Source organism: Bradyrhizobium sp. (assembly GCF_019244115.1).
Lineage (GTDB): Bacteria > Pseudomonadota > Alphaproteobacteria > Rhizobiales > Xanthobacteraceae > Bradyrhizobium.
In genome coordinates this window covers 1-4498 of sequence record NZ_JAFATE010000747.1, presented here as the reverse complement: position 1 = coordinate 4498, position 4498 = coordinate 1, and the positions used below count along the sequence as shown (strand labels likewise).

4 protein-coding genes and 1 pseudogene are annotated in these 4498 nt (G+C 65.7%); 4 read left to right on the top strand and 1 reads right to left on the bottom strand.

Annotation, left to right across the window (positions count from 1 at the left end):
* Positions 1 to 203 (top strand): annotated as a pseudogene (locus JOZ76_RS32280) (NADP-dependent oxidoreductase); the annotation flags it as partial.
* 10 nt (positions 204 to 213) lie between these two features.
* Here the strand turns inward: JOZ76_RS32280 and JOZ76_RS32275 are convergent.
* Entirely contained in the window at positions 214 to 1047 is an 834-nt protein-coding gene (locus JOZ76_RS32275; protein WP_291705442.1) for a metallophosphoesterase family protein, read from the bottom strand.
* Between the two features lie 159 nt (positions 1048 to 1206).
* On the opposite strand from JOZ76_RS32275, the gene JOZ76_RS32270 reads away from it, so the two are divergent.
* From JOZ76_RS32270 to guaA, 3 genes are all read left to right on the top strand, one after another.
* Positions 1207 to 1569 (top strand): MAPEG family protein, encoded by a 363-nt coding sequence (locus tag JOZ76_RS32270; protein ID WP_291705441.1) that lies wholly within the window; start codon positions 1207 to 1209, stop codon positions 1567 to 1569.
* 35 nt (positions 1570 to 1604) lie between these two features.
* On the top strand, positions 1605 to 2906 hold the full coding sequence (locus tag JOZ76_RS32265) for an RsmB/NOP family class I SAM-dependent RNA methyltransferase (protein WP_291705440.1): 1302 nt from the start codon (positions 1605 to 1607) through the stop codon (positions 2904 to 2906).
* 213 nt (positions 2907 to 3119) lie between these two features.
* On the top strand, positions 3120 to 4498 hold a 1379-nt coding region (gene guaA / locus JOZ76_RS32260; protein ID WP_291705439.1), incomplete at its 3' end, for a glutamine-hydrolyzing GMP synthase.

Here is a 4498-nt window from a genome sequence, read left to right as displayed (position 1 = left end):
TCCGCGGTTTCATCGTCTCTGATTTCGCCGCGATGCACGCGGAATTTCTGCGCGACATGGCGGGCTGGGTCCGCGAGGGCCGCGTGAAGTACAAGGAGTTCATCACCGATGGTCTCGACAGCGCGCCGGAGGCGTTCATCGGCCTGCTCAAGGGCGCCAATTTCGGCAAGCAGCTCGTTCGTGTCGGGCCAGACAAGGCCTGAGTATTTGCGGCTAGGTGGCCGGCGCGAAAAGATCGTCGAGCCAGACGTCGGCCTGGCCCGGCGCCCGCAGATGGCGCACCTCGAAACCGTCGGGCTGAAAGCGATATTCGACCAGCCCGACTTCCTTGATCCCGATCACGTCCTGCATGCGGTCGGGAATCACGAAGCCGGTGGACGGCGCCCAGACATGTCTGACGCCACGATAGGTAAAGTCGCGCCGCTGATGGACATGGCCGCTGGCGACCAGCCGCAGATTGACGTTGCGCAGCATCTCCACGAGGCGCCGGCGCGCCGGCATCGGAACGTAGCGGATCGCGGTCGCCGCGAGCTCGGGATCGTCGGGCGCATTAAGGAACAGCGGCTTGTGCAGGAACAGCGCCACCGGCTTGCCGTTGGCGGAGGCCAGCTCGCAGGCGAGCCAGTCGAACTGTTCGGCTTCGCTGATGAGCCCGGAGTTCATGACCAGCGAATTGAGGCCGACAAAGCACCAGCCGGCGGCCTCGAAACGCCAGCGGTCGTCGCCAAAGACGGAAATGAAGGCCTGGCGGTCCTTCTCGGTGACGGCCTGCTTCGGATTGGGGCAGGCCTGGGTTGGATTGTCGCCGATATCGTGGTTGCCGGGCAGATAGCGACAGGGAACGGGCAGGGCCTCGTGCAGGGTGCGGGCAAATTCGAGATCCTCGGGTCCGGCCGGGCCGTCGAAGGCGACGTCGCCGGTATTGACGACGAGGTCGGGGCGTGTCGCGTCGAGATGATCGCTCAGCTTCGCAAAATTGTCGCTGAGCAGCGGCAGGCGGCGGGCCAGATGGGTGTCGGAAATTTGCGTGAGGCGAAATTCGGTCATGCGGATCATCCTTCCGGGCAAAAATATATCGCGCGCCCATTTCGGGAAAATGTCGGTCAGTTCACACTGATTGGTCCGGCTTTGCGCTTTGTTGTCAGGAGCAGGCGTCGCGGCTATTAGCCTTTTAGGCTGGCCGCTGCGGCGCCCGGGAGGATTTCGATGTCCATTCAAATGGTTCTGCTGCCGGTCTTCGTCGAAGTCGCGCTCACCTTTAGCCTCCTGCTATGGATGGCGCGGGGGCGGGCGGCGGCGCGGGGCGAGACGAAGCCGAGGGAGATTGGCAACCAGTTCGACCTGCCCGTCTTGTTCTACGTCCTGATCGCGCTGGCCTTGCCGCTGCGCCATGCCGATTTCCTCATCGTTGCTTTGTCCTGGGTGTTCGTCATCACCCGTTTCGTCCATGCCGGCATTCTTGTGAACTCCAACGACGTGCGGCAACGCTCGCTGGCCTGGTTCGCCGGCATCGTGGTGCTGCTCGTGATGTGGATCTACTTCGCGCTGAAAATCCTGTTGCTGATCTAGGCATTGCCGGCCGGTCCTCAAAGAAAAGAGCGAGCATGACACCACAAGCGCGCCTGTCCGCGGCGATTGAAATCATCGAGACCATCGAGGCGCAGCGTGCCCCAGCAGCGAAGGCGCTGAAGGACTGGGGCACGGCGCATCGGTTTGCCGGTTCCGGCGATCGGGCGGCGATTGCGGGCCTGGTCTGGGACGTGCTGCGGCGGCGCGCCTCCAGCGCCTGGATCATGAATGACGATACCGCACGGGGGCGTGCGCTCGGCATGCTCAAGCGCGAGCGCGGGCTCGCGGTCGATGCGATCGCAGCGCTTTGCGACGGCGGCCGTTATGCTCAGGAACCGCTGTCCGAGGCGGAACGCGCGGCGCTTGCCACGCGCACCACCGATGCGGCGCCGCCGCCGGTTGCCGGCGATTATCCGGACTGGCTCGATCCCTATCTGGCGCAGGTGTTCGGCGAGGATCGCGTCGCCGAAGCCGCCGGCATGGCGTCCCGCGCGCCGCTCGACCTGCGTGTCAACACCCTGAAAGGGAAGCGCGAAAAAGTTCTCGCCGCGCTGACCCATCTCGGTGCGCGGGAGACGCCGTGGTCGCCGCTCGGACTGCGCATCGAGCTCGGTGCCGATGCCCGCAATCCCGGCATTCACGCCGAGGAGAGTTTCATCAAGGGCGCGATCGAGGTGCAGGACGAGGGTTCGCAACTCGCCGCGCTGCTGGCCGCTGCAAAATCCGGCGAGCAGGTGATCGACCTCTGTGCCGGCGCCGGCGGCAAGACGCTGGCGCTCGCCGCCAGCATGCAGGGCAAGGGCCGGCTGATCGCGACCGACCGCGACAAGCGCCAGCTCGCGCCGATCCATGAACGGCTGTCGCGCGGTGGCGTGCACAATGCCGAGGTGCGCAGCCCCCGGGGGGAGGAGGAGCCGCTCGCCGACATCAAGGCATCGGCCGATCTCGTCGTGATCGACGCGCCCTGCACGGGAACCGGGACTTGGCGGCGCAATCCGGATGCCAAATGGCGGATGCGCCCCGGCGCGCTCGAAATCCGGCTGAAGGACCAGGCCGAAGTGCTTGATCGGGCTGTCAGGCTGGTGAAGGTGGGCGGGCGGATCGCTTACATCACCTGCTCGGTGCTGCCGCCCGAAAACGGCGAGCAGGTTCGTGCCTTTCTCGGTCGCCACGCCGGATTCTCCATCGTCGCGCCGGACCAGACCGCGGCCGCGCTCGGAGACAAGGCGACGGCTTTTGCTGGCGCCGCGCTGCGCTCGCCGGAGGGCTGGCTGATGACCCCGCGCCGGACCGGCACGGACGGGTTTTTCGTATCGATCCTGCGCCGGGAACGATAGGGTGGGCAAAAGCGCTCTTGCGCCGTGCCCACCATCTCGAGCGCGGTGCTGGGCCGGTGGGCACGCTATCGCTTTGCCCACCCTACCAAATTGCGCCCAGGCACGACCGGTCCGAGTACACTCGGACCAAAAGGCGTGGATGGCCGGGACGGGCCCGCGCCTGACGGTTCGTCCGGGGTTGCGACGGTGCCCTCCACGGCGTAATTGCTGTCCATGACAGCAGCCCCCCAAATCGATGAGTCGCCCGCGCCTGCCGTGACCTCGGCGCATGACAAGATCCTGATCGTCGACTTCGGCAGCCAGGTCACCCAGCTGATCGCCCGCCGCGTGCGCGAAGATGGCGTCTATTGCGAGATCGTGCCGTTCCAGAAGGCGGAAGCCGCCTTCCGCGAGATGAAGCCGAAGGCGGTGATCCTGTCCGGCGGCCCGGAATCGGTGCATGAGGAAGGCTCGCCCCGCGCGCCCCAGCTGATCTTTGCGAGCGGCGTGCCGGTGCTCGGCATCTGCTACGGCCAGATGACCATGGCGGCCCAGCTCGGCGGCGAGGTCGAGGGCGGCCACCACCGCGAGTTCGGCCGCGCCGATGTCGAGGTCAAGACCGACAGCTGCCTGTTCGACGCGACCTGGACGGCGGGCGGACGTTACCCGGTCTGGATGAGCCATGGCGACCGTATCACAAAGATGCCGCCGGGCTTTGTGGTCGCCGGCACCTCCGCCAATGCGCCGTTCGCGGTCATCCAGGACGAGAAGCGCAAATACTACGGCCTGATGTTCCATCCCGAGGTCGTGCACACGCCCGATGGCGCGCAGCTGATCCGCAATTTCGTGCGCAAGATCGCCGGCCTCTCCGGCGATTGGACCATGCGCGCCTTCCGCGAGGAGGCGGTCGCAAAGATCCGTGCGCAGGTCGGCAAGGGGCGGGTGATCTGCGGCCTCTCCGGCGGCGTCGACTCGGCCGTCGCCGCCGTGTTGATTCATGAGGCGATCGGCGATCAGCTCACCTGCGTGTTCGTCGATCACGGCCTGCTCAGGCTGAGCGAGGCCGAGACCGTGGTCGACCTGTTCCGGCATCACTACAATATTCCGCTGGTTCACGTTGATGCCTCGAAGCAATTTCTCACCGAACTTGCCGGCGTCACCGAACCCGAACAGAAGCGCAAGACCATCGGGCGTCTCTTCATCGACGTATTCGATGCTGAGGCCAAAAAGATCGGCGGCGCCGAGTTCTTGGCGCAGGGCACGCTCTATCCCGACGTGATCGAAAGCGTCTCCTTCACCGGAGGGCCGTCGGTGACCATCAAGTCGCACCACAATGGCGGCGGCCTGCCCGAGCGCATGAACATGAAGCTGGTCGAGCCGCTCCGCGAACTGTTCAAGGACGAGGTGCGCGCGCTCGGCCGCGAGCTCGGCCTGCCCGATATTTTTGTCGGCCGGCATCCGTTCCCGGGCCCGGGGCTCGCGATCCGCTGCCCCGGCGACATCACGAAGGAGAAGCTCGACATCCTGCGCAAGGCCGATGCCGTCTATATCGACGAGATCCGCAAGGCAGGGCTCTACGACGTGATCTGGCAGGCGTTTGCCGTGCTGCTGCC